Below are 23,232 nucleotides of genomic sequence, written 5' to 3' on the forward strand. Positions count from 1 at the left end.
TTTCGTTTTTGTAAATAGCATATGCCCTGAAACCTGCGCCAGCACTGCATTTCGTGAAACAAAACGCCGAAACCCTTGCCAGACAAGCATTTCAGCGTTTTTTGCTTTTTTTTGCCTCTAATTTTCATGACCACCAAAATCGGCGCAAACCCAATACTGACAAGGGTTTACGCAAACTAAATGTTGATAACTCAGGGTATTGGCGGATAGTGGTACCTTCTATATTTGTTGCAGACAATTAAAAACTCATTTTATGAACAAAGCTGATTTGATTGCCAAGATTGCTGAAGACGCAGGTATCGCCAAAACACAGGCTAGCGCCGCTCTGGATTCTTTTGTAGAAGCCATCACTAAAACTCTGAAGAAAGGTGACAAAGTAACCCTGGTTGGTTTCGGTACTTTCTCAGTTTCTAAGCGTGCCGCCCGTACAGGTCGTAACCCACAAACTGGTGAAACCATCAAGATCAAGGCTAAAAAAGTTGCCCGCTTCAAGCCAGGCAAAGAGCTTTCTGAAAAGATCTAATTTTACGCTGACCTACAGCAAAAAGCAGGGTGTGCAAACGCCCTGCTTTTTTATTTGGGTTGTATCAGCCTATATTTGCCGCTCTAATAAAATCAATCAACTATGGGAAGAGGTGATAAAAAAACCAAGAAGGGCAAGATCTTCAAAGGCTCTTTTGGTAAGTCTCGCTTGGCACGTCCTACACAAAACAAAAGTGTAGCGGTGTTGAAAAAAGCAGAAGCGTAATCTACAGGATACGCCCCGAAAAATTAAAAGCAACAGTGTTTACTGTTGCTTTTTTGTTGCGCCATGGTTGCCCGCAGCGCCGCTATCTGTAGCTGCTTATTTACTCACCAAAGTGCCCACCTGTTCGCCCATCACCACTTTTTTCAGGTTGCCGGGCGTGTTCATGTCAAATACAATAATGGGCAGGTTATTTTCCATACACAGCGTAAACGCCGTCATATCCATCACTTTCAGGTTTTTGCTGATGCATTCCTGATAGCTGATTTGCTCGTATTTGGTAGCGGTTGGATCTTTCTCAGGATCGGCGGTGTAAATACCATCTACCCGGGTGCCTTTCAAAATTACTTCGGCTTTAATCTCAATGGCCCTGAGTGAACCCGCAGTATCCGTGGTGAAATAGGGGTTGCCGGTACCGGCACCAAAAATTACGACCCGGCCTTTTTCGAGGTGACGCATGGCCCTGCGGCGGATGTATGGTTCTGCCACCGATTCCATTTTGATGGCGCTTTGCAAACGGGTATACACACCGGCTTTTTCCATGGCACTCTGGATGGCCATACCATTGATAACGGTAGCCAGCATGCCCATGTAATCTCCTTGTGCACGTTCGATGCCAGTGTCGGCTTCATTCATGCCGCGGTAAATATTGCCGCCGCCAATTACAATGGCCACTTCTACACCTTCCGCCACTATGGACTTGATTTCTGCAGCGTATTGCGCCAGCACTTTAGGATCGAGGCCAAAAGCATTGTCGCCCATCAGCGACTCACCAGAAAGTTTGAGCAATACCCGTTTGAATTTAGCTGCCATGTGTCGGTAATTTTTACGTAGAAAGTGGCGCAAAGAACCTGAAAAAAAGCGGACAGCAAAAAGGAAATCGACTGTACACAACAAAGCCACTCCAATGGAGCGGCTCCTGCAAAATTGAGTCGGGATGACTGGATTCGAACCAGCGACCCCTTCGTCCCGAACGAAGTGCGCTACCGGGCTGCGCTACATCCCGAATGAGATAGCAAAAGTACAGCAGCTATAAAAAAACGCCGGCATTTTTTATGCGCCGGCGTTTGTTGTAATGGCTAATAATGTGCAGCAATATCAATACGTTATCACTTGCTCTTCGATGACTGCAGGTAGTTCCCTCCATTGGTACAGCTGGTTGCGCAGCTGCGGCTCAAAACCAGCTTCGGCAATGGCTTCCTGAATGCTCTTGTACGTAAATCGGTGTGGCGCACCGGCTGCACTCACCACATTTTCTTCGAGCATAATGCTGCCAAAATCGTTGGCACCGGCATGCAGGCTCATTTGTGCTACGGCCTTACCCACCGTGAGCCAGCTGGCTTGAATGTTGGTAATGTTCGGCAGGAAAATGCGGCTGATGGCAATCATGCGTACATACTCTTCGCTGGTGGTAAGGTTGTGTACGCCACGTATGCGGGTAAGCAGGGTATCTACATCCTGGAAGGTCCACGGAATGAATGCGGTGAAACCATAGCTGCCTTCCGGTTTACGGCTTTGCACTTCCCGTAATTTTTCCAAATGTTCAAAGCGTTCCCGCAGGGTTTCTACGTGGCCAAACATCATGGTACCACTGGTAGCCATGTTGAGCTTGTGGGCTTCGTGCATTACATCCAGCCATTCTTGCGCACCACATTTACCCTTGCTGATGAGGCGACGCACCCTGTCGACCAGTATTTCGGCACCGGCACCGGGCAGGCTGTCCATACCCGCATCCTGCAAGGCTTTCAGCACTTCGGCATGGGTACTTTTTTCCAGCTTGGTAATGTGTGCCACTTCGGGTGGCCCGAGGGCATGCAGGCGGATATCGGGAAACTCCGCCTTGATGTCACGAAACGTATCGACATAATACTTTAGGCCCAGCTCCGGATGGTGGCCGCCTTGCAGCAACAGCTGATCGCCACCCCACTGAATGGTTTCCGCAATTTTTTTGCGGTAGGTATCCATGTCGGTAATGTAGGCTTCGGCATGACCGGGAATGCGGTAGAAATTGCAAAACTTACAGTTGGCAATGCACACGTTGGTGGTGTTTACATTGCGGTCTATTTGCCAGGTTACTTTGCCATGCGGCACTTTTTGGCGGCGCAGGGTATCGGCCACGGCCATGAGCTCTGCCAGCGGTGCATGCTCAAACAAAAACATGCCTTCTTCAATGGTCAAAAATTCAGACCGAAGGGCTTTGTCGTATAAAGTAGGTAAATCAAACATGATGACTGTATAACAAATTTGACGCTGCACTGTTGAAGCATGCAGCGAAGGTGAGCAAAAGTAAGCCTTCATACACGAATAGGACAGTTGGCTTCGCAAAGCCAGCATTTGCCCTTAAATTGAGCCTGAATGATTGCGGACACTACCTTAGAAAGAAGCCTTTTACAACGGCTGCTCACAGCTATACTTGGGCTCTGTTGCAGCTTGCTGCTGCAGGGCCAGCCAGCAACAGCTCCTGCCAAACTGCTCACCATATTCCGTTTTGAGCAAATGACCGGTGGTGTCGTTATTTTGAAAGCCGGCCTCGACAATCATCAGGATTCCCTCAATTTTATTTTAGATACCGGCAGCGGTGGCATATCGCTGGATACTGCTACCTGTGTACGCCTGGGCTTAGCCATGACGCCATCCGACAAAACAATAAAGGGTATTGCCGGTATTAAGCAGGTATCGTTTGCCTACAATCATACCCTGCATTTGCCCGGGCTGAGTGTGCCCCATCTCAATTTTCACATCAACGATTATGAACTGCTGACCGGCGTGTATATGGGCTGCGCATTGATGGCATTATCGGGTACAGCCTGCTATCCCGCTATATCGTGATGCTCGATTATGATACGCATCTCATGAAGATTTACAGCCAGGGCAGCATTAAGTATCCCGAAAAAGGCTTTTTGCTCAAACCTACCATTGCCGGCTTGCCCATACAACCGGCCGAGGTATTCGATAAAACCAAACTCCGCAGCCGTTTTTACTTCGATACCGGTGCAGGGCTCAACCTCCTTTTTTCATCGGCCTATGTAAAAGACAGCAGCCTGATACCCGCCGACCGCAAACGTTACGCCACCATTGCCGAAGGACTGGGCGGCAAACGGGAAATGGAAATGACGGTGCTCAAAAAATTCAGGCTCGGGCCGCATGTGTTTCGCAATGTGCCGGTGTATGTGTTTGAAGACATCTACAACGTAACGGCCTACCCACAACTGGGCGGGCTGATTGGCAACGATATTTTGCGCCGGTTCAATGTGATTTTCAACTACGAAAAAGGAGAATTTCACCTGTTGCCCAACAGCCATTTTCACGATGCTTTTGACTACTCCTATACCGGGCTCGGTATTTTTCAGCAAAACAACCTGATACTGGTAAGCGATGTAATACCCGGATCGCCGGCTGCAAAAGCAGGACTGGCAGAAAATGATATTGTAGTGGCCGTTGAAAACAATTTGAGCAACAACCTGCAGACCTACAAGCAAATACTGATGCAATCGGGCAAGCGGGTACGGTTGGTGCTGGCCCGCAACAACGAGGTTTTTGAAACCACTTTACACATTCATTCCATTCGTAAAAAAATGAGCGGGACCAAAGGGGTACTTTCCAAATAGCCGGCCAATTAGCGCTGCTCACCTTTGGCCTGTCTTTCTTTACCGAAACTTAAGGTGGACAGATGCCGTAACCCTGTACTTTTGCGGCAAATTTTTCGCATACATGAAAAGACTTTTACCCTTATTGATGCTCTTGGTTTCGGCCGGTGCATTGGCGCAGGTAAGCATTACCAGCCTTGGTACCGCTTACACGCAAGACTTCAACACACTGGACAACAGCGCTACTACCGCTTCGGCGCTGGCACTGCCTACGGGCTGGTTGCTGCAAGAAACACAAGGCACCAGTGCCAGTGCACTCATGGACGGCAAGTATGGTGTAGACAACGGCGCTGCCAACAATGGTAACGTATGGAGCTATGGCACCACCGGCGCCACCGACCGTGCCCTTGGCAGCCTCCGCAGCAATAGCCTTCTGCCTTCGTTTGGTGTGTGGTTTACCAACAATACCGGCGGCGTTATTACCGCACTGGACATTACTTACCGTGGCGAAATGTGGCGGGTAGGTCTTTCGGCCCGTACTGCTGCCGACCGGCTCGATTTTCAGTACAGTACCGATGCCACCAGCCTTACTACCGGTACCTGGATTGATGTGAACAGCCTCGACTTTCAGTCGCCTGTACTCAACGCTACTCAGGGCCAGATTGATGGCAATGCCACCGGCAATTTTGGTACAGTTACGGCCACCATTACCGGTTTAAATATTCCAAATGGTACTTCTGTTTACCTCCGCTGGACAGATGCCGATATTGCATCCAGCGATGATGCACTTGCCATAGACGATGTGAGTGTAACGCCCACCGGTACCGCAGGTGTATTTTGCACCAACCCTACTGCTGCACCAACCAATCTGGTGCTTACGCCGGCCAGCACTGCCATTTCAGGTTCATTTACCGCCAGCGCCAGTGCAGATGGTTATGTAGTGTTTCGCAGCACTAGCAGCAGCCTAGGCTTTACGCCATTCGATGGCATTAACTATGCCGTAGGCACATCTGTAGGCAATGGTGTAGTGGTGTACAACGGCACTGCTACTTCGTTTTCTTCCACCGGACTTACGGCTGGAACCCAGTACTACTTCTTTGTATTTAGCCTCAATGGTTATGCCTGTAGCAATGGCCCGCTGTATTTCGCTACTTCGCTCAACGGCAACAGCACCACCACAACCGGCGGCACTACCGATTGGCCCACCGGCTACTATGATGGTGCCATTGGCCTGAGCTGTGCGCCTTTGAAAACGGCATTGAAAACAGCCATTACCACCGGCAATACTCCCAAAACCTATACCGACCTGTGGGCCCAATACCTCATCAGCGATGTGAAGCCCCGTGAAGTGGGAACCGGTTCTGCTAACGTTATATGGGACATCTACAGCGATAACCCCACCGGAACTGACCCCTACAACTTTACTCCTGGCACAGTAGCCAGCGGTGGCCAGCAAGACAATGGTACCGGCGGCGCTGTTGAAGGCGACAAGTACAACCGTGAACACACAGTTCCGGTCGACTGGTTTGATGGCAATACAAACAACTCTGGCCCTGCTACCGACTACCTGCACATTATGCCTACCGATAAATTGGTCAACAACCAGCGCAGCAGTTACATCTATGGTGAAGTAACCAACCCCAGCTGGACCAGCCTCAACGGCAGCAAACTTGGCCCCAATGCATTTGCAGGTCTTACGGGTACAGCTTTTGAACCCATCAACGAATACAAAGGCGATGTAGCCCGTGCTTTCTTGTATTTCGTTACCCGTTATCAAGACAACATGACCACCTTTACCGGTGGTGCATTTGGTACGCAGGCATTCGATAACACTACTTTCCCAAGTGTTGATATTGACTACCTGCGCCTCATGATTAAATGGCACAATCAGGATCCTGTAAGCCAAAAAGAACGAGACCGCAACAATGCTGCTTACACTTTCCAGGGCAACCGCAACCCTTACATCGACCATCCTGAATATGTAGAAATGGTTTGGAACAGCACTTGCGCCGGCTTGGGCACATTGCCTGTTACCCTTGAGTGGTTTAAGGGCCAATTAAAAGGCACCGATGTACAACTGCAATGGCAGAGCAACAACGAAGCCAACTTTAGCCGCTACGACATTCAGCGCAGTGTAAACGGTACTGATTATGTAACGGTAGGTACTGTAAATGGCCGCAACGTACGCAGCTACAATTACAGCGATGATGTAAGCAAGCTGGGTGGTCGCCGCCTGTACTATCGCCTCAAAATGATAGATAAAGATGGCAGCAGCAAACTGAGCAGTGTGTTTACCATTCACCTGCAGGCCAATGTTCGCTTTCAGGTGTACCCCAACCCTGCCAGCAGCAACATTACTGTAGAACTGGGCAGCAGCCTGTTCAGCGGTAGCCTCATTGTTACCGATATGACTGGCCGTAATGTGTACAGCCGTCAGCTGAGCAACCAGCGTGGTCAGGTAGCTGTATCGGTACAGCAACTGCCTGCTGGCCGCTACCTGGTGCAGCTCAAAGCCGACAACGGCACCGTGAGCAGCCAGTCGTTCAACGTGGCCCGCTAATACAGCATTGCAACTACATCATAAAAAAGCCGGAGCGATTTGCTTCGGCTTTTTTTATTTGGTAAGATGCTACTAATTGAGTGAAACGCTTTGCTGAAGCTTGTCATAAAGTGCTGTACAATCTTCAGACTTGGGTGCATCAATCATGCTCAATTGAATAAAGTATCCGTCGCCGGGTATCGAATAGGTTCTTGTTCTGATATCATATTTTTTGCCACCGGATTCCATAGTATATGTAACAATTGCAAAAAATACTTTCTTGTTACTCAAGGTCACTGTGTCAGGTCCCTTTTGAATCACAAAGTTTGTAAACAAGCTTTTCATTTGCTTAATGCTAGCTTCCATCATGTCAAAAAAATCATCGAAGTTGCTTGCAGGTACCGGATTTTTTCGCACCAGAATGTTGATGGTAGGAATGATACCAGCATGGGTTTGAGGCTTGTATTTCATGAATGACCCGATACGAATAGAGTTGTTGTGACTCTTTAGCAATCGTTCCATCTCCTCTTTACTGAAATTAAATTTTTCGAGATTTGAGGCTGTCACTTCCTGTGTAACCGTATGCCACTCTTCTGGTTTCTCCATAGAAAAACCAAAGCGTTTATCTTCTACTCTTTCTTGTGCAGCTACCACCAACAACAAATTACACAACAGAGCTGTGACCAAAATTCTACGCATCATTATCTGTATTTTATTGCAATACTACTCCATCGGCATCTAATGCCGCTCAAGGCTTGTGTTGGTATATCCAACCTCAATGCCGATTTTTGCCCCCTATGATTCACTACGAAAAATTCATGTTGCCCAACGGGCTTACTGTTATCGTTCATCCTGATTTTAGCACCCCCATGGCCGTGGTAAATGTGATGTACGATGTAGGTGCCCGTGATGAAAACCCGGACCGCACCGGCTTTGCCCATTTGTTTGAGCACCTCATGTTTGGCGGCAGCATCAACATACCCGAATACGACGAGCCGTTGCAAATGGCCGGCGGCGAAAACAATGCCTATACTACCAACGACCTCACCAACTACTACATACAACTGCCGGTAGAAAATTTGGAAACCGCTTTCTGGCTCGAAAGCGACCGCATGCTGAGCCTCGCATTTAGCCCCGAAAGTTTGGAAGTACAACGCAAAGTGGTTTGTGAAGAATTCAAAGAACACTACATCAATAAACCATACGGCGATGTGTGGCACAAATTGCGGGAGCTGAGCTATACACAGCATCCCTATCGCTGGATGACCATTGGCAAAGAACTACGCCATGTAGAAGAAGCGCAGCTCGACGATGTAAAAAACTTTTTCTTCAAGCACTACACCCCTTGCAATGCTATACTAGTGGTGGCCGGGCCTGTACAAACAGCCGAGGTAAAAGCACTGGCAGAAAAATGGTTTGGTGATATTCCGTCGGGTACAAAATATGTACGCCAGCTGCCCAAAGAACCAGTGCAAACTGCCCCCCGCCGCATGGATGTAACGGCCAGTGTGCCGCTGGATGCTTTTTACAAAACCTGGCACGTATGCGGCCGGCAAGATGCAGCCTATCATGCTACCGATTTGATTACCGAAGTATTGGGCAGTGGCGCCAGCAGCAGGCTGTATCAGCATTTGGTAAAAGAGCAACGCTTGTTCAGCAATATTGAATGCTACCACTTTGGCAGCATCGACCCGGGTATGTTGGTAATTGAAGGCAAGCTGGTAAAAGGCATTACCCCCGAAGCTGCAGAAGCTGCTGTGCAGGCCGAAATTGCACAACTCTTACAACAAGGTGTAACCGAACAAGAATTGCAAAAAGCCAAAAACAAAACGGAAAGCATCATCTCCTTTGAAGACATGAGCCTGATGAACCGGGCCAACAACCTGGCATTTTATGAGCTGCTGGGCGATGCTGCTGAAATGAATACAGAGCTGAATAAATACCAAAGCGTTACAGCCGCTCAATTCATGGAAACGGCAAACACGATTTTCACCGAAACCAACAGCAATACCTTGTACTATCGAAGCAATATGAACTGATGATTTTGTTTCCTACAAAAGAAAGACCGCGGCACAAGCCACGGTCTTTTTCATTACAACATGATATCCAACTTTACTGCACAATCAGTTTTTCTGTGCTGCTAACGCCATTGGCAGTCAACCGCAACAGATACGTACCTGCTGGCACGGTTTGAATATTAATGCTTTGCTGGCCATTGCTTACGTTCACTTGGCCACTCAGCACCGCTTTGCCATTCATGTTCAGCAGCTGATACTGCAGTGTACCACTCACCGCATCGGTGTTGAGGTATACCATACCCTTGGCAGGATTGGGGAATACCGTCACTGCGCCACGCTTGGCGGCCATGTTCACCATGCGTACTTCGCTAAAGGCTTGTTTGCCATCCAGATCTGTTTGTTTCAGGCGATAGTAGTTGTTGCCTTTACCGGGTTTGTTGTCGGTAAATACATACTGACGCTGACTGTTGCTATTGCCTGCACCGGCTACAAAACCAATGTCGCTCCAGGTAAGGCCGTCAGCACTTTTTTCCACGGTAAAGCCTTTGTTGTTGCTTTCGCTGGCAGTACCCCATTTCAGCAATACGGCACCCGCATTGGCGGCAGCAGTAAAGCCATTAAACTTCACAGGCAAGGAGCCTTCCTTGTAGAAATAAATATTATCGAGCCATGCAGTGGTAGTACCAAATGGCAACGACTCTAGCTTAAATTGGAATACGTTATTCATCACTACCGAGCCAAAAGTGGAGAGATCAACATCTACACTTACCCATTCGCTCAGCGTAGGTGTAACAGTTACGGCCGATTCCACAGGTCCGGGGCTAATGAGGAAGAACTTGAATTGGGTGCTGTTTGGCGTCCACAAATCGAAGTGAAGCTTCGTCATGCCGGTGAGGTTCAAAGCAGGCGACAATTCAAAGCCCTGATAGTTGAGGGTAGAATATTTCTTCGTGTCGTTACCGGCAATTTGCTCATCTGCAATCACCGTAGACTGACCCCAACCCGGATTGAAGTTGACACCGGTAATATTGGTGTATGCATTACTGAAAACAGAAATTACATCACCTGCATTTCTGGCCGGTGGTGTAGGTGCGGCAGTGGTGGGTGAAGTAGGCAATGCAGCACTCTTATAGAAATAAATATTGTCGAGCCATACCGTACTGGTGCCAAATGGTGTGCCTACTATTTTAAACTGAAACACATTGCTCAGCACTACAGGACTAAAGTTACTCAGGTCTACATCTACACTTTTCCAACCGCTTAAGGTTGGGGTAATGGTAGCTGGTATTTCTACAGGTCCGGGACTGATAAGATAGAACTGAAACTGCGTACAGTCGGGCGACCAGATATCAAAGTGCAGTTTGGTCATGCCGGTGAGGTTGAGGGCCGGCGTAAACTCAAAGCCCTGATAGTTGAGGTTGGCATATTTGCGGGTATCATTGCCTGCCACCTGTACTTCGCTTACTACGGTAGACTGCCCCCAGTTGGGATTCCAGTTGATACCGGTTACGTTGGTATAAGTCTGCACTGTATACAGACAGTACATCGCCGGCACTGCGGGCTGGTGGTGTAGGTGCTGCAGTATTAGGTTCGCTGGCAGCTCCAGATACAGTAACGGATATTGAACCTGTGACAGCTGCACCTTGCAGGGTTGCCGTTACAGTAGCCGAACCTACAGTAGCAGCAGTACAAATACCGTTGGCATCAAACGTAATGCGGCCAACAGGATTGCTGGTGAAGGTGAGATAAACACCTTTCAATGTGATTTGTGTGTTCACACTATTCACCGGAAAAGTAGCTCTTACGCCAGTGGCGGTAAATGTGCCACCAACGGCTTTGGTAAGGCTTTGGTTGTCCATCACTGCAGTGGGTGTACCAATGATACCACCGGTAAGATTTTCATAAGTAATGTCATCGAACCACAAGGTATAAGCGCCTTCATCTGAGCCTTCGGCAAAGTGAAACAAACCATTGATGGCAGTGAGTTTTGACGCATCCGGAATGGGAATAATCACTTTTACCCAAGAGGTACTAACCGCTACGTTGTTGAGCTCAGTTTGATAAGCATCAGAAGCGGCATTGTTACCCAAGCCACTTACATTGAGTGTAACGGCCTTACTGGCTTTTACCCAAAAAGAAACTGCATTGTAAGCACTGAGGTTGGCATTGGTAGCAGCGACCATGGCGCCGCCAGTGTAACCTGCGGCTGGTACATCTACCTTTAAAGATTTGGTACCCGATGAACCGGGCCTTGCATTGGCTGCATCAATAGTCAAGCTATTGGCAGAACCGCCAAAAGCAGAGAAGCTGATACCGGCCGCATAATCGTCGTCGAATACTGCGGGTTGCGCCATGCCTATAGTGAATGCCGCCAGCAACAAGGATAGTGTTGCGTAGAGTTTTTTCATGTGCAATCGGATTTTGAAATGAACAAGCTGGATATTAAAAAAGGTCAAGCCTGTGTAAGAAAAGTAGCACAGGCCTGACTGGTTGATTACTGTTCAATCATCTTAAACACTTTCACGTAGTCTACTTCCATTCTGGCAGGGAAGATGGTATTGTCTACCCCTTGCGCACCACCCCAGTTACCGCCTACGGCTACGTTCAAAATCATGAAGAACTTTTTATCGAAAGGCCATGCAGTAAACCCTTTGTTTTCATTGATGAATTCGAAGTACTGCACATTGTCTACATAACCGCGAACTGCGTAAGGAGTCCAGTCTACGCGGTATACATGAAACGCATCCAAAGCACCGGGCACCATACGGCTGGCGGTTTTTTGCGTGTTGCGGGTATGGTTGTAGGCAGATGTGTGTACACTGCAGTGTACTTTTTCCGGATCATAACCCACATGCTCCATGATGTCAATTTCACCACTGGCAGGCCAGGTACCATAATTGTTGTCTGCACTCAGCATCCAAATGGCGGGCCATGTACCACGGCCCTTGGGCAGCTTGGCACGTATTTCAAAACGGCCATACAACCATTCGCCCTTGCCTTTCGAAATCATTCGGGTGCTGCTGTATTCACGGCCATTGCTGCTTTCGCGGCGGGCTTCTATTACCAATGCACCATTTTCAATTTTGGCATTGTTGCCATTGGTATAATTCTGCAATTCATTGTTGCCCCAACCACTGCCGCCTGTTTCAAATGTCCACTTGCTTTGGTCTACACTAGTGCCGTCAAAATTGTCCTGCCAGGTAGGTGTGGTTTCAAATTTCCAGTCTTTGTCAATAATTACCTGCGGTGCAGTAATGGGCGGAATCACTTTTTCTTCGGTGCAGCTGCTCAGTTGCATCACTGCAACCAGCGTTACTATAGAATACACTAATTTCTTCATAACTGATTTTTTGATGTGAGTGTTATTGTGCTACCATTTTAAACTGGAACACAGTACCGCTGCCACTGCCGGCACGGAGTGTCATTCGGGTGGGAGAAATTTCGATGATGCGATAAGTATTATCCGGTACATCTGTGGTACCAATAAAGGCGGGCAACGGTGTGCCTGGCAATGTAACGGTTGCAATACCTGCTACACCGCCGGTGGTAGCTGCAAACGTAAAGGTGCTGTTGTAAGAACGGTCGCTGCCACAGTTGTAGTTGGGCGCAATATTGCCACCGTTGAAAGTAGCACCGTTAGCATTGTAGTTTATAGCGTTGGCCGTAGTAAATGTGTACACATCATCTAACTGACAATCGGCCAGCGGACCACCACCAAAATACTCAGCAGGGTTGCCTTCTGTACCAACAATAATGGCATTGGCACCGGGTGTTCCATCAAGCTTCCAGCCTTTGCTGGTAGCACCAGTCAGCAGTTGCTTAATGTCGGCCAATGTAAGCGCCACTTTACGCTTCAGTTTTACCTCCAGCAATTCGCCACCGCCCAATACTGATTGCAGCGTCATGGTACCATCGGTATAGTTCACCACTTTGTAGCTGTTATTGCGTACCACATCTGTGGTGCCAATAAACGGACTACCAACGCCATTGCTGGTGGGGCCCAAAATAATCACGGGTTGCTGGCCTGTTTTGGCCACTACTTTATAGGTAAGCGCATTGGACTTAGGACCCTGACAGCTATAGCCGCTTTGCACATCAAAAGTTTGTCCGTTGGCGTCATAAATAAAAGAACCGTCAGCGCCAAACTTGTACACATCATCGGCCTGACAACCAGCGGCAGCGCCGGCAAAATACACCTGTGTACCATCGGGCGACAATACTTTGATGGCATCGCCGTCGAGGCTCCATGTCCATTCAGAAGTACCACAGTTCGTCAACACTTTAAAGAAGGCATTGCTGCAGGCATCATTTACAAATACCTTTTTGGTAATGGAGTTATTGCCATTGGTACCTACAGTTGTTAAGCGAACATCGTAAGTGCCACCTACTTTGTAGGTATGCAACGGGCTTTTTTCTGATGACAAAGCTGCGTTATCGCCAAAGTCCCACTGGTATAAAAACTCTTCTTTGCTCTGGTTGGTAAACTGCACTTTGTATGCATACGGAAGCGTATCGCTGGCAGGGGCCTGTACAAAGCTGAAGTCTGCCACAGAAGCAGTGCCGCTCAGTTCCGGAATGGTTTTGGTGCAAGCAGACAGCAAGCTCATGGCTGCTGCCATAACCACTACACTGTATTTATGTAATTGTTTCATATACAAAATCGTTTTGGGTGGTATCAATATCCTTCGTTTTGGGTGAGGTTGGGGTTCTTATCCCGTTCGCCCTGCGGTATGGGCATATAACGGTGCTTGGCCTGAATATTGGTTTTGCCATGAGCCCGCATCACGGTGATAAAATAATTCTGATCGGGATGACGCAGCAGATCGTACCAACGATGCATTTCGAATGCAAACTCAAGGCGGCGTTCTTTGTAAATAGCAGCGAGGTATTGCGCATCGGTAAGGCCAGCGGGCAGGGCAGCAAGGCCAGCTCTTGCCCGTACCTGATCAACAAATGGCTTGCCCAACGCCGGGCCTGCAGCTTCAGCATAAATCAACAGGATTTCGCTGTAGCGCATGATGGGTACGTTGAGTGCACAAGTCCAGCCACCGTTATCGCCGAGTGTGTTGGCAATGGGTACAAAATATTTCCGCACATTGAGGCCCAAAGGAGAACCAACCAACTGAGCAGGCTGAGTATACGTACCAAACTTATCGCCAGGCACCCACATGCTGCCGGGGCGACGCTTATCTGTTATGGTTGAATAGCTGCTTCCTGATTTTTCATACTGGTCGGCAAAGTCTTTGGTAGGTACATTCCAACCATAGCCACTGCTTTGTACAATATCTTGTGCACGGGGTGCAAAAAAGGTATTGAGCTTATGACCGGCACCAAAATCGCTCCACTGGCCGCCACCACTTCTGTACTGCACTTCAAATACCGACTCCGGACCATTTTCCAAATCGAGATTGAAATTGTCGGCATAGTTGGTAAGCAGGCTATAAGTAGCTGCATCAATCACTTCTTTGGCTTTGGCAGCAGCATTGGGTTTGTCGCCCAGCCACAGGTATACATTGGCCAGCAAGCCCTTGGCAGCACCACGGGTAGCACGGCCCAAATCGCCACCACTGTAGCGTACAGGTAGTGCAGTTTCAGCTACTTTCAGGTCGGCAATAATTTGATCGAATACTTTCTGCTTGGGAGAGCGGGCAATCACACTCGACTCCTGCGCCGTAATCACGTTTGTGTACAGGGGCACATCGCCAAACACCCGCACCAAATGCCAGTAATAGAGAGCACGTAAAAAACGGGCTTCGCCCAAAATGCGGGTCCGTACGGTTTCACTCATTACAGGAATGGCAGGAACTTTTTCGAGCACCAGATTGGCCCGCAAAATGCCATAGTAGCTCTGAGCCCACAGCGTATTGATGATGGGGTTGAAAGGCGTTACGGTAAAATTGTCGAGCTCGGCAGTTTCCAAACCGTCGCCACCACCACCGCCACCCAGGTCGGTATCATCACTCATGATATCGCCAATATGCCAGGCGGCACCATTGTAAATAGCAGAAAGCGGCGTGTAAACCGAATTGATACCGGCAATGGCCTGTGCTTCTGTTTGAAAGTAATTATCGACCGTACTCAATGGTATGGTTGGCTCAATAGTGAGGTCCTTTTTGGAACAGCCAAACAAGATGGCTGCCATCATGAGCAGGTAGGTACTGATTTTTATAATTCGTTGAATCATGGCAAAAGATTTTAATGGCATTAGAAATCAATGTTGGCACCAATGGTGAACGTACGTGCCTGAGGATAGAAGCCAAGGTCTACACCGCCACCAACTTCAGGATCGAAACCACTATAGCCGGTTACGGTAAGCAGGTTTTGAACGCTGCCGTAAATCTGTGCACGTGATATTTTCATGAAACCAATCCATGACTTGGGCAGTGAATAAGCCAAACGAACGTTTTTGATACGCAGGTAAGAAGCGTCTTCTACAAAGCGGTCACTTACCCGGTTGTTGCCGTTGGGATCGTTGAGTACCAGGCGGGGCATGCTGTTGCTGCTACCGGGGCCATTCCAACGGTTAATCACGTCTTTCGAATAGTTGCCATTGCTCACACCACCTTCGGTATACCAGCGGGTAAAGTTGAGCACTTTATTGCCATGGCTACCCTGTACAAATACAGTGAGCTCAAGTCCTTTGAAGCTTACCGTATTGGTAAGGCCATAAGTAAATGTGGGGTTGGCATTACCAATATTGGTACGGTCTTTATCATCAATCACACCATCTCCGTTGAGGTCTTTGAATTTGATATCGCCGGGAGCTGTAGAAGTGGTTGGATCGTTGCCGGGTGTTTGGCGGGCACTCTTCGCAATTTCATCATAGCTCTGGAAAATACCATCGGTTACAAAACCATAGAAGAAGTTGGCCGGCGCACCTTGTGTAGTGCGAAGGCTACCACCAGTAATGCGGGTAAAGCCACCATCGAGCGGTGCACTCAGGCCCAATGAAATCACTTCATTTTTATAAGTACCAAGCACAGCATTGATGTTCCAGTTCAACTCTTTTTGCTGATTACATTGGCGTTCGCAGTAAAGTCGATACCACGGTTTTGCAAAGTGCCGGTGTTGTAAGGCACAGCTTCGTATGTGCCCGACACAAATGGAGGCGCTACATACAAAATCAAATCTTTAGAACGGCGCTGATACACGTCTACTGAAAAACGCAACTTGTTACTGAGCATTGCGGCATCAATACCAATGTTGAGTTGTTCGTTTTTCTCCCATTTGATATCGGGATTGTAAGAGCGGCTGGGTGCAGCTGCCTGTACAATACCACCCGAGCCACTGCTATTGCCAAATGTATACTGGAAGCTTTGGTTGATGGCCTGTATGTAAGAGTATGCTGCGACATTGGGGTTGCCCGTATAACCAAAACTACCACGAACTTTCAGCTCGTTCAGCCAATTTACATCTTGCATAAATGGCTCAGCTGTTAAGCGCCAACCTGCTGATACAGAAGGAAACATGGCAAACTTATTTTGCGGTGCAAAATTGGAACTGCCATCTCTACGCAAAGAAAAAGAGAAAAATCCGCGGTTGTCGAAATCGTAATTTACCCGGCCTACATAAGAAATAAACCGGCTATTAATTCCATCTTCTGCAGCATTACTGATTTGAGATATATCGGTAGGCAAAAAAATCTGGTTGTTGAGCACAGGAATGAGCTGGCTAAATGTACCGCCGCCTCTTCCGGCCGATACAAATGAGTAGCGGTTTTCCTGAGTGGTATAGCCCACCAAAGCATTTACCTTATGCTTGCCTGCAAAAGTTTTGTCGTACGCCAAAGTAATTTCGGCGAGGTAATCGGGGTAGAAACCTTTTTGTGTAGAGTAACCGGTAAGTACAATTGGGCGACCACCGGTAGAAGTGGTAGCAGGGCTGAAGTTGCGGTTTTCTGCAAAGTTGAAATCACCACCCAACAGGGTTTTAAATTTCAATCCCTTCATCAGTTCCAGTTCTGCAAAAATGTTACCCGTTACCCGATACTTGATGTATGAGTTTTGGGGTACTTCCAGTTGGTAAATGGGGTTGGGTTCATTGAAACCATCAGTAGAACCATTACCACCGGCATAGGTACCATCGGGGTTGCGTGGTGTAACCGTTGGAGGCGAAGTAAGTGCCAGCAACAAGATACTATTGAATGCTGTGTAGGTATCGGCACCATGCTCAATAGATTTGCTCATCATGAGTGAGTTGCCGATTTTAATACGGTTGCCCACTTTTACATCGCCATTAAAACGAAGGTTAAAACGTTCGTAATCGGTTTTGTACAAAATACCATCTTGCTTAAAGTAACCTGCCGACAGCATGTACTGTGCGTTGGGCGATCCACCCGAAGCGGTGAGGTTAAAATTGGTGATGGCGGCTCTTCTAAACACTTCGTTCAACCAGTTGGTGCCTTGGCCATACTGTGCTTCAATAGCAGCAGGATCGGCCAGCTTGGGCAAAATGTTGAGTCCGCTGGCAATGCGGGCTTCACTGTTGAGAATGGCGTATTCTTTTGCGTTCAGCATATCGGGCAGGCGCCATGCTTGCTGTATGCCGCGGTACATATCTACATTCAAACTGGTTTTGCCCACCTTGCCCCGCTTGGTGGTAATCATGATAACACCGTTGGAAGCACGTACACCATAAATAGCGGTGGCAGCTGCATCCTTCAACACATCTATGCTTTCAATGTCGCCGGTGCCAAAAGAGTTGAGTATGTTATCGGCTCCTTGGTCGGGCAAGGGATAACCATCTACCACTATCAGCGGGTTATTGGTACCGGTAAGCGAACTAATACCCCTGATGCGAATGCTTGTACCGCCTGTACCACCTGGCGCACCACTGTTTTGTGTAATGGTAACACCAGCAATGCGGCCCTGCAATGCCTGAGCGGCATCGGCTACGGGCGTAGCTACTACTTCTTTTGCAGAAATAGAAGACACCGAAGTGGTCAGCGATTTGCGGGAGCGGGTACCATAACCTACTACTACCACATCACTCAGCACAGCGGCCGATGGATTCAGCGTAATATCGACCAGCGCCTGGCCATCAGGCTTATATTCTTTGGCTTCATAGCCCACCACCGTTAATACAAGCACGTCGCCCGACGAATTGAGGCCAATGCTGAACATGCCGTCAATATCGGTTTGGGTGCCCACGGCTTTGCCCTTTACCACTACACTAACCCCTACAATTGGGGCGCCTGTTTTTTCATCGGTCACTTTTCCTTTTACTACAAATGAAGTGTCGGGTTTGCCACCTGCTTCTATTTGTGTAGCAGCGCCTTCATCTACATCCATAGAATCTTTGCCTGCACCAGGCTTCACTTTACCGGCAGGCACTACAGAATAGCTGCCGCTCGATAGTTTTTTGAACGTGTAGCCCAATGGTGTCAGCAAGTCGTTTAAAGCTTGCTCGGCATTGTTGTACTGGCCGGGTTCAAATTCTACTTTCTCTTTGGGCAGTCGCGAAGCTTCGTACACAATGTCTACCTGAAAACGCTTGTGAATGGCTTCGAGAAAAGCACTGACCGTGCCTTTGCTGCCTGCAAATAATGGCACATCAGATGCCATTGCTGTAAATGGTTGGGATTGCGCCGTGCCTTGGGTGAGGCATAGCACTAGCATTGAAGCCACCCATAGCGGCTTCAGCCAAGAGCTGAACTTTCTCATATAGCGGGTCGTTTAACTTATGTGCAATCGATGGCTGGCAGGCAAGGGTATTACTATTGCTTACCGGGCCGATATTAAAAGACGTTTATCTTTTTTCTCAATATTAATATTCAAGGTTACTTCCAAAGCGTTGATGAGTTCGTCGAGGTTGGCTGCATGCATGTGTCCGTTAAGGGTACGCTCTGCCAACACACTATCCTGCCAGCTTACAGCATAGCCAAAGCGCTGCTCTATCATTACGGCTATGTCTTGCAGTGGAGTGTAATCAAAATGGTATTCGTTGCTGGTCCAGTCCGCTACAACTTCTGTAGGCGTTTTTTCCAAAATAGGCTCAACAGCTTCTGCAGGCTTCAGCAATACCACATCGCCGGGTTTCATTTCGTAAATGGTGGTTTTACCATCATTATTCTTACCCGTATACAGCACCTGTACCTTACCTTCTTTCAGCGCCACACTGGCGTTTTCGGTGTAGGCATTTACATTAAACTTGGTACCCAGCACTTTTACATCCATGCTGTTGGTATGTACCACAAAAAAATCTTTGCCCGGGGTTTTGGCCTTGGTGATTTCGAAGTAGCCTTCACCTTCGAGCCACACATTGCGGATGGTATCTTCCAGCCAAATCTTCGGAATCTTTAAAGAGGAATTACCATTCAACACCACCACCGAAGAGTCGGGCAGCCACACTTTGCGTTTTTCGCCAAAGGCAGTTTTGATAACGGTGTACTCATCGGGCAAAGCCTGCTTTTGCGTAGCAGTAAACAATGCCCAGCCTGCTGCCAGCACAATAACGGCGGCAGCAGCCCACTGCGCCATGCGGCGAACAATGGCTACGGTGCCCAGTTGCCTTACCGGAACCTCTTGCTCCAGTGCCTGCTCTATTTGCTGCCAGTTGCTTGCCTGTTGCTCCTGGCTACGCAAGTCACGCCTCACCGAAAACGGGAGTTGTGGTTCTTTTTGTTCGTGGCCAGATTGCATCATTGCGGTACTATTTGGGTAAATGACAAACGGAAGCCATGTTTCATACTCATGCTCTTGCCCTTTTTTTTATTTTTTTTCGAAGTCCCGGAATCTGAGTCGGAAAACCACTGCTTCAGGTGCTGCATGGCTTTAAAGGACAGGTTCACCACACTCTGGTAATTGATGCCCATGATGCCCGCAATTTCTTTGTAGTCGAGACTTTCGTAAAAGCGGAAGTAGAGTACCTCCCGCTGGCGGGGCGGCAGTTGGTTGAGGGCCCTGCTCACGGCCTGCTGCTTTTCGCGGTCCCTGTCTTGTTGCATCAGCACTTCCTCCGGCGAAAACTCCAGCTGAACGGCATCGCTGCCCCATTGGCCAATGTGGAAGAGCCGGGTTTTCTGGCTGCGCAGCACATTGAGAATGTGCCGGCGAAGCAGTGTAAACACATAGCCTTTTACATGCTGAATGGGGCCAATGCTGTGGCGCTGCTGCCACATTTTTACAAACACTTCCTGAATGGCATCGTCGGCACCGGTATCATCTTTCAGCAGCTTGGCTGCATAGTGGTGCATAGTGGAATACAAAGCAGCATGCAGGGCCTGCAGGGCCTGCGTATCGTTTTGCAATACACGGCTCCAGCACTCTTGCAGATCGTTTGGTTGATGGCTGCCAATATGCATGAATATCCCGGTCAAAAAAACGTTTGTGGTGAATAAGCGGCTAAAGGTAGGGCGAAAGACAGGTAGCTCACAAATGACAGGCATCATCTCACAACAAGCTTTTTGTCACTGCCATCATTTACAGGCAAATTTGCATCAGCCACGCTAAACAAAACAGCTTGTTCGTTTATTTGTTGGGTGTTTTTGTGTCATAAAACAACGTTACCCAAACGGCCCCTTTAAAATACCACACATGAAGAAATTTCTTTTCCTCCCGTTGCTCTTGTTGATGCAAGTATGCTGCGTGGCACAAGGAACCGCCTTAAGTCCTCAACACCAAATCACCATTTTGCAGTACGCCGGCCCCAAAACCAATACGCTGGTACCCGTGGCCATGCTCAATCAGGTAAATGATAACGCCAGTGTAGCTGCCCGCTGGCTGGCCGACCTCCGCACCGAGCCCCTGCTGCGCCTCAGTTTTAATCCCAAAGACAGCAGCTATATTGGTGCTACTGTAGCAGATTTGGAAAAAACCTTTGCCGCCGCCGCCGACCAAAAAGCTCTCCTCTTCATCGACAATACAGATGTGCTCTGGAGCAAAGCTGCACCAAGCCCGGAAGAGAAAGCCCTGATGGACCGCTTTTACCAACTGGCTAAAAAATACAAACATGCGGTGCTTATCCGCTGCGTGTACGAGCCTACGTATTTCGCCATGGCTAAAGCGGGGTTTGGTATTGTGTCATTGGATTTGTAATCATTTTTCCCATCCATACACCCGCACATAATCTATCAGCAGGCTGGCAGGAAATGCTTGCGGATTGACGCCGTTTTTGCCACCCCAGTTGCCACCCACGGCCACATTCAGCAGCCAGTGAAAGCGCTGGTCAAAAGGCCATTCATCGGGGCTTTTGTGCTCGTTGCGAAAACTGAATAACAACTGATTGTCGATGTAGCCCTCAATCAATTCGGGCGTCCAGTCTACCCGATACACATGGTAGCCATCCATGGCGCCGGGCACTTGCCGGAAAGCTGTTTTTTGGGTGCCGGCAATGTGGTTATACGCTTGGGTATGTACGCTAATGTGCACTTTCTCGGGGTCGTAGCCCACATGCTCCATGATGTCTATTTCGCCACTGCGTGGCCAGTTGCCATAGCGCCAGTCTGTGGGCAACATCCAAATGGCGGGCCATGTACCCAAGCCGGCAGGCAGTTTGGCCCGGGCCTCAAAGCGACCGTACAAAAAATCGCCCCTGCCCTTGCTCACCAATCGGGCACTGGTATAGCTCATGCCTTTGTAGCTATCTGGCTGGGCGGTAATCACCAACTCGCTGCCATTTACCCAGGCATTGCCACTATCGCGGTAGTATTGTAGCTCATTGTTGCCCCAGCCATGACCACCGGTATCATAGCTCCAGTGGCTGGTATCGGGCATGCCTTTGTAGTTGAATTCATCGGCCCAAACGGGCTTGGCCGTAAAGCGGGCCTTGGTTTGCGCAACAGCAGCAGTGGCTACCAACAGCAGCAGGGCAAGTGTACATTTTTTCATACTTCAGCAATTGACATGAATGGAAGACAAGGGTAAGCGAAATAACCATAGCGGCCGCTTCGAACGCCTACATTTGCAGTCGTTTTACAAAAGAAGACACCTATGCCGGATCGCCATACTGCCCCCCTCATCAAAAATGCCGTTGATTTTTCATTTCAACTGAAACCTGTAAACATTTGGACCCTCAACAACGGGGTGCAGGTATATGCCCTGCATGCCGGCGAAGAAGCCGTGCTGCAACTGGAATGGGTGTTTTTGGCAGGCAACAGCCACGAGCCGGCCAACATGGTAGCCAGTGCCACCAACTTTTTGCTGAAAAATGGCACCAGCCGCCGCAGTGCTTTCGACATCAACGAGCACTTCGATTTTTATGGCAGCTACCTCAACCGCAACTGCTACAACGAAACCAGCAACATTACCCTCCACAGCCTCAGCAAGCACCTGAGTCACCTGCTGCCCGTAGTACGGGAAATTTTGACAGATGCCATTTTTCCGCAGGAGGAGCTCGACATTTTCGTCACCAACAGCAAGCAGCGCCTGCAGGTAAACCTGCAGAAATGCGATTTTGTGGCCAACCGCGAAATTGATGTGCATTTGTACGGTTCCAATCATCCTTACGGCAAATACAGTTCTGCCGAAGCATTGGATGCCTTGCAACGAGATGCACTGCTGCAATTTTACCAACAGCACTACCAGCAGGGGCATTGTGTGTTATTTGTAGCCGGTCAGCTGCCCGAAGATTTATTCGATCAACTCAATGCGCAGTTTGGCGACCTGCCGCTGAAACCGGCTGTGTTTACCAAAGCATCGCCACTGGTACTGCCACAACAGGTAACTGGTGAGCGGCACATCCGCATCAGCAACGATCCCAACGGAGTGCAGGGTGCCATTCGCATGGCCCGCAATTTTCCCAACCGCCACCACCCCGATTTTCAGGGGGTGAGTGTGCTCAACACCGTGTTTGGTGGTTTCTTTGGCAGCCGCCTCATGAGCAATATCCGCGAAGAGAAAGGCTACACCTATGGCATTTACAGCTACCTGCAAAACCATGTGGAGCAAAGTGCCTGGATGATTAGCACCGAAGCCGGCCGCGATGTATGCGAAGCCACCATAGCTGAAGTGTACAAGGAAATGGAACTGCTGCGCAACGAGCCCGTGGATGAAGAAGAACTGCTGCTGGTGCGCAACTATATGCTCGGTTCTATACTCGGCGATTTAGATGGTCCTTTTCAAATCATTGGCCGATGGAAAAGCTATGTGCTGCATGGTGTAGACGAACAGTATTTCTACAACGCTATTGAAAACATCAAAACCATTTCGGCCGGCCAATTGCAAGAGCTGGCCAATCGCTACCTGCAGCCTGAGCTGTTTTATGAAATGGTAGTGGTGTAATGTAAAATCCTGAAAAACAGGGATGGCAGCATGCGGCAAGGATTGCTTACTTGCCGGGGTAAAGTTGTTGTGTAGTGTTGAAATAAACAGTACACTTGATGGAAACAACCCATTCAACCTGATC

Annotated in this window: 21 protein-coding genes and 1 tRNA gene; 8 read left to right on the plus strand and 14 right to left on the minus strand. The window is 48.7% G+C overall.

Features of this window, described 5'->3' with window-relative positions; all coding sequences use genetic code 11:
* Window positions 1-253: 253 nt before the first annotated feature.
* A complete protein-coding gene (locus GLV81_RS17325; protein WP_157480038.1) occupies window positions 254-523 on the plus strand; it encodes an HU family DNA-binding protein in 270 nt (89 codons plus the stop codon).
* A 102-nt stretch (window positions 524-625) separates the two neighbouring features.
* Window positions 626-748, plus strand: coding sequence for a 30S ribosomal protein THX (locus GLV81_RS17330; RefSeq protein WP_157480040.1), 123 nt, complete (start codon window positions 626-628; stop codon window positions 746-748).
* 96 nt (window positions 749-844) lie between these two features.
* Here the strand turns inward: GLV81_RS17330 and pyrH are convergent, their stop codons facing one another.
* The 3 genes from pyrH to mqnC all read right to left on the minus strand — a co-directional run bounded on the left by pyrH (window position 845) and on the right by mqnC (window position 2,971).
* Entirely contained in the window at window positions 845-1,558 is a 714-nt protein-coding gene (gene pyrH, locus GLV81_RS17335; protein WP_157480041.1) for a UMP kinase, read from the minus strand.
* Window positions 1,559-1,677: 119 nt separating this feature from the next.
* A tRNA-Pro gene (locus GLV81_RS17340) sits at window positions 1,678-1,751 on the minus strand.
* A 92-nt stretch (window positions 1,752-1,843) separates the two neighbouring features.
* Window positions 1,844-2,971 carry a cyclic dehypoxanthinyl futalosine synthase gene (mqnC, locus tag GLV81_RS17345; protein WP_157480043.1) on the minus strand — a complete coding sequence of 376 codons (1,128 nt, stop codon included), beginning with the start codon at window positions 2,969-2,971 and terminating at the stop codon, window positions 1,844-1,846.
* Between the two features lie 129 nt (window positions 2,972-3,100).
* Between mqnC and GLV81_RS20815 the strand changes: the two genes are divergently transcribed.
* From GLV81_RS20815 to GLV81_RS17355, 3 genes are all read left to right on the plus strand, one after another.
* Complete coding sequence (locus GLV81_RS20815) at window positions 3,101-3,574, plus strand: retropepsin-like aspartic protease (RefSeq protein ID WP_246186103.1); 474 nt, start codon at window positions 3,101-3,103, stop codon at window positions 3,572-3,574.
* Entirely contained in the window at window positions 3,574-4,353 is a 780-nt protein-coding gene (locus GLV81_RS20820) for a PDZ domain-containing protein (RefSeq protein ID WP_246186397.1), read from the plus strand. The genes GLV81_RS20815 and GLV81_RS20820 overlap by 1 nt, the downstream gene beginning before the upstream one ends.
* Before the next feature lie 103 nt (window positions 4,354-4,456).
* The gene (locus tag GLV81_RS17355; protein WP_157480045.1) at window positions 4,457-6,892 is read left to right on the plus strand and encodes an endonuclease; all 2,436 of its coding nucleotides are present in this window, start codon (window positions 4,457-4,459) and stop codon (window positions 6,890-6,892) included.
* A 72-nt stretch (window positions 6,893-6,964) separates the two neighbouring features.
* Here the strand turns inward: GLV81_RS17355 and GLV81_RS17360 are convergent, their stop codons facing one another.
* The gene (locus tag GLV81_RS17360) at window positions 6,965-7,573 is read right to left on the minus strand and encodes a hypothetical protein (RefSeq protein WP_157480047.1); all 609 of its coding nucleotides are present in this window, start codon (window positions 7,571-7,573) and stop codon (window positions 6,965-6,967) included.
* Window positions 7,574-7,668: 95 nt separating this feature from the next.
* Here GLV81_RS17360 and GLV81_RS17365 point away from each other — a divergent pair, with 95 nt between their 5' ends.
* Window positions 7,669-8,910: a M16 family metallopeptidase gene (locus GLV81_RS17365; protein ID WP_157480049.1), complete on the plus strand. Its 1,242-nt coding sequence runs from the start codon at window positions 7,669-7,671 to the stop codon at window positions 8,908-8,910.
* Window positions 8,911-8,983: 73 nt separating this feature from the next.
* On the opposite strand, the gene GLV81_RS17370 is transcribed toward GLV81_RS17365, so the two are convergent.
* The 9 genes from GLV81_RS17370 to GLV81_RS17410 all read right to left on the minus strand — a co-directional run bounded on the left by GLV81_RS17370 (window position 8,984) and on the right by GLV81_RS17410 (window position 20,206).
* The gene (locus tag GLV81_RS17370; RefSeq protein ID WP_197428708.1) at window positions 8,984-10,417 is read right to left on the minus strand and encodes a T9SS type A sorting domain-containing protein; all 1,434 of its coding nucleotides are present in this window, start codon (window positions 10,415-10,417) and stop codon (window positions 8,984-8,986) included.
* A complete protein-coding gene (locus GLV81_RS17375) occupies window positions 10,326-11,297 on the minus strand; it encodes a carbohydrate binding domain-containing protein (protein WP_157480053.1) in 972 nt (323 codons plus the stop codon). The genes GLV81_RS17370 and GLV81_RS17375 overlap by 92 nt, the downstream gene beginning before the upstream one ends.
* Before the next feature lie 86 nt (window positions 11,298-11,383).
* On the minus strand, window positions 11,384-12,229 hold the full coding sequence (locus GLV81_RS17380) for a glycoside hydrolase family 16 protein (protein WP_197428709.1): 846 nt from the start codon (window positions 12,227-12,229) through the stop codon (window positions 11,384-11,386).
* 22 nt (window positions 12,230-12,251) lie between these two features.
* Window positions 12,252-13,541 (minus strand): PKD domain-containing protein, encoded by a 1,290-nt coding sequence (locus tag GLV81_RS17385; protein WP_157480055.1) that lies wholly within the window; start codon window positions 13,539-13,541, stop codon window positions 12,252-12,254.
* A gap of 23 nt (window positions 13,542-13,564) precedes the next feature.
* Window positions 13,565-15,073 (minus strand): RagB/SusD family nutrient uptake outer membrane protein, encoded by a 1,509-nt coding sequence (locus tag GLV81_RS17390; RefSeq protein WP_197428710.1) that lies wholly within the window; start codon window positions 15,071-15,073, stop codon window positions 13,565-13,567.
* A gap of 20 nt (window positions 15,074-15,093) precedes the next feature.
* Complete coding sequence (locus tag GLV81_RS17395; RefSeq protein WP_157480059.1) at window positions 15,094-15,891, minus strand: SusC/RagA family TonB-linked outer membrane protein; 798 nt, start codon at window positions 15,889-15,891, stop codon at window positions 15,094-15,096.
* The gene (locus tag GLV81_RS17400; RefSeq protein WP_197428711.1) at window positions 15,888-18,452 is read right to left on the minus strand and encodes a SusC/RagA family TonB-linked outer membrane protein; all 2,565 of its coding nucleotides are present in this window, start codon (window positions 18,450-18,452) and stop codon (window positions 15,888-15,890) included. Before GLV81_RS17400 ends, GLV81_RS17395 begins: the two co-directional genes overlap by 4 nt.
* 159 nt (window positions 18,453-18,611) lie before the next feature.
* Window positions 18,612-19,532 carry a FecR family protein gene (locus GLV81_RS17405; RefSeq protein ID WP_157480063.1) on the minus strand — a complete coding sequence of 307 codons (921 nt, stop codon included), beginning with the start codon at window positions 19,530-19,532 and terminating at the stop codon, window positions 18,612-18,614.
* Entirely contained in the window at window positions 19,529-20,206 is a 678-nt protein-coding gene (locus tag GLV81_RS17410; RefSeq protein ID WP_197428712.1) for an RNA polymerase sigma factor, read from the minus strand. The genes GLV81_RS17405 and GLV81_RS17410 overlap by 4 nt, the downstream gene beginning before the upstream one ends.
* Before the next feature lie 217 nt (window positions 20,207-20,423).
* On the opposite strand from GLV81_RS17410, the gene GLV81_RS17415 reads away from it, so the two are divergent.
* Window positions 20,424-20,924, plus strand: coding sequence for an AAA family ATPase (locus tag GLV81_RS17415; RefSeq protein WP_157480068.1), 501 nt, complete (start codon window positions 20,424-20,426; stop codon window positions 20,922-20,924).
* On the opposite strand, the gene GLV81_RS17420 is transcribed toward GLV81_RS17415, so the two are convergent.
* A complete protein-coding gene (locus GLV81_RS17420) occupies window positions 20,925-21,716 on the minus strand; it encodes a glycoside hydrolase family 16 protein (RefSeq protein WP_157480070.1) in 792 nt (263 codons plus the stop codon). It lies immediately after the preceding gene.
* Window positions 21,717-21,818: 102 nt separating this feature from the next.
* Here GLV81_RS17420 and GLV81_RS17425 point away from each other — a divergent pair, with 102 nt between their 5' ends.
* Entirely contained in the window at window positions 21,819-23,108 is a 1,290-nt protein-coding gene (locus GLV81_RS17425) for a M16 family metallopeptidase (protein WP_157480073.1), read from the plus strand.
* Window positions 23,109-23,232: the final 124 nt, after the last annotated feature.

Source organism: Phnomibacter ginsenosidimutans, assembly GCF_009740285.1.
GTDB classification, from domain to species: Bacteria; Bacteroidota; Bacteroidia; order Chitinophagales; family Chitinophagaceae; genus Phnomibacter; species Phnomibacter ginsenosidimutans.

What these genes read in the sequence shown, in the direction of transcription:
- GLV81_RS17355 (WP_157480045.1), top strand. Translation starts at nt 4,457, where the DNA reads ATGAAAAGACTTTTACCCTTATTGATGCTCTTGGTTTCGGCCGGTGCA.
- GLV81_RS17360 (WP_157480047.1), bottom strand. Translation starts at nt 7,573, where the DNA reads ATGATGCGTAGAATTTTGGTCACAGCTCTGTTGTGTAATTTGTTGTTG.
- pyrH (WP_157480041.1), bottom strand. Translation starts at nt 1,558, where the DNA reads ATGGCAGCTAAATTCAAACGGGTATTGCTCAAACTTTCTGGTGAGTCG.
- GLV81_RS17425 (WP_157480073.1), top strand. Translation starts at nt 21,819, where the DNA reads ATGCCGGATCGCCATACTGCCCCCCTCATCAAAAATGCCGTTGATTTT.
- GLV81_RS17375 (WP_157480053.1), bottom strand. Translation starts at nt 11,297, where the DNA reads ATGAAAAAACTCTACGCAACACTATCCTTGTTGCTGGCGGCATTCACT.
- GLV81_RS17390 (WP_197428710.1), bottom strand. Translation starts at nt 15,073, where the DNA reads ATGATTCAACGAATTATAAAAATCAGTACCTACCTGCTCATGATGGCA.
- GLV81_RS17365 (WP_157480049.1), top strand. Translation starts at nt 7,669, where the DNA reads ATGATTCACTACGAAAAATTCATGTTGCCCAACGGGCTTACTGTTATC.
- GLV81_RS20820 (WP_246186397.1), top strand. Translation starts at nt 3,574, where the DNA reads ATGCTCGATTATGATACGCATCTCATGAAGATTTACAGCCAGGGCAGC.
- GLV81_RS17380 (WP_197428709.1), bottom strand. Translation starts at nt 12,229, where the DNA reads ATGAAGAAATTAGTGTATTCTATAGTAACGCTGGTTGCAGTGATGCAA.
- GLV81_RS17385 (WP_157480055.1), bottom strand. Translation starts at nt 13,541, where the DNA reads ATGAAACAATTACATAAATACAGTGTAGTGGTTATGGCAGCAGCCATG.
- GLV81_RS17415 (WP_157480068.1), top strand. Translation starts at nt 20,424, where the DNA reads ATGAAGAAATTTCTTTTCCTCCCGTTGCTCTTGTTGATGCAAGTATGC.
- mqnC (WP_157480043.1), bottom strand. Translation starts at nt 2,971, where the DNA reads ATGTTTGATTTACCTACTTTATACGACAAAGCCCTTCGGTCTGAATTT.
- GLV81_RS17325 (WP_157480038.1), top strand. Translation starts at nt 254, where the DNA reads ATGAACAAAGCTGATTTGATTGCCAAGATTGCTGAAGACGCAGGTATC.
- GLV81_RS17405 (WP_157480063.1), bottom strand. Translation starts at nt 19,532, where the DNA reads ATGATGCAATCTGGCCACGAACAAAAAGAACCACAACTCCCGTTTTCG.
- GLV81_RS20815 (WP_246186103.1), top strand. Translation starts at nt 3,101, where the DNA reads ATGATTGCGGACACTACCTTAGAAAGAAGCCTTTTACAACGGCTGCTC.
- GLV81_RS17330 (WP_157480040.1), top strand. Translation starts at nt 626, where the DNA reads ATGGGAAGAGGTGATAAAAAAACCAAGAAGGGCAAGATCTTCAAAGGC.
- GLV81_RS17420 (WP_157480070.1), bottom strand. Translation starts at nt 21,716, where the DNA reads ATGAAAAAATGTACACTTGCCCTGCTGCTGTTGGTAGCCACTGCTGCT.
- GLV81_RS17400 (WP_197428711.1), bottom strand. Translation starts at nt 18,452, where the DNA reads ATGGCATCTGATGTGCCATTATTTGCAGGCAGCAAAGGCACGGTCAGT.